Genomic DNA, 1,202 nt, shown 5'->3' with positions numbered 1-1,202 from the left:
TGACCTGCTCCCCATTGAGTCCGCTAGTTTAGGTTAGCTCTGTTCAGGTTTTGGTCCTTCACTGACCGGTTAGCATATTCCGCCGGCGTCAGGCCAGCGAGGCTTGTGTGTGGGCGGTGGTGGTTGAAGTCCTTCCGCCACGCCGCGATCAACTGGCGGGCGTGACGCAGGCTATCGAACAGGTGCTCGTTCAGACATTCATCCCGCATCCTCCCGTTGAAGCTTTCGACAAACCCGTTCTGCATTGGTTTGCCCGGTGCGATGTAGTGCCAGTCAACCTTACGGTCTTCCTGCCATTTCAGGATCGCATTCGAAGTCAGTTCGGTTCCATTATCGCTGACCACCATGCAGGGGTAACCACGCATCTCAGCGATCCGATCCAGTTCACGCGCAACGCGATTACCAGACAAAGACGTATCGACAACAGCAGCAAGACATTCGCGGCTGAAGTCATCAATCACATTGAGAATGCGGAACCGGCGGCCACAGGACAGGCTGTCTGACACGAAGTCCAACGACCACCGCTGGTTCGGCCCCTGCGGTATCGCCATGGGCGTTCTGGTGCCCACTGCACGCTTGCGACCGCCGCGTTTACGGACTGTTAACCCTTCTTCGCGGTAGATCCGATACAGCTTCTTCCAGTTCACATGCCAGCCTTCGCGCGTCAGCAGAATGTGCAACCGACGATAGCCAAAGCGTCGCCGTTCAGACGACAGCTTTTTCAATCGACCACGCAGCTCCGTATCCGCTGGCCGCTTCGACACACGTCGATAGACCCGTGGATCAATCCCAGCCAACGCACAGGCGCGCTTCTGATTGTATCGCTTTTCTTTCATGGCCCAGGTCACCGCGTTTCTGCGTGAGCCGGGCCTCAAAAGTTTTTTCCCAGCATTTCCTTGAGCGTCGAGACATCCATCATCTGTTCCGCCAACAACTTCTTGAGCTTGGCATTCTCCGCCTCAAGGCTCTTCAGCTTCTTGACGTCAGGCACTTCCATGCCACCAAACTTGGATCGCCATTTGTAAAACGTAGCATCGCTGACACCGTGCCTCCGACACAACTCCTTCGCGCCAAGCCCTGCCTGATGCTCTTTCAATATCCCAATTATTTGCTCTTCACTGAAACGGCTTCTCTTCATCGTCTGTCTCCTTGTTGGAGAACAGGCTAACTCAAAACACCGGACGTTTCAGGGGAGCAGGTCA

1 protein-coding gene is annotated in these 1,202 nt (G+C 55.2%); it reads right to left on the bottom strand.

Annotation, left to right across the window (positions count from 1 at the left end; genetic code table 11):
* Positions 1-23 precede the first annotated feature (23 nt).
* Positions 24-1,138 (bottom strand): IS3 family transposase gene (locus tag C8N31_RS20155; protein WP_107992414.1). Its coding sequence is split into 2 segments (ribosomal slippage): positions 24-889 and positions 889-1,138, totalling 1,116 coding nucleotides; the frame shifts between segments, so codons are not numbered across the junction.
* Positions 1,139-1,202: the final 64 nt, after the last annotated feature.

Origin of the sequence: Sulfitobacter mediterraneus, assembly GCF_003054325.1 — a bacterium.
GTDB lineage: Bacteria > Pseudomonadota > Alphaproteobacteria > Rhodobacterales > Rhodobacteraceae > Sulfitobacter > Sulfitobacter mediterraneus.
This window is presented reverse-complemented; position numbering and strand designations above follow the sequence as displayed.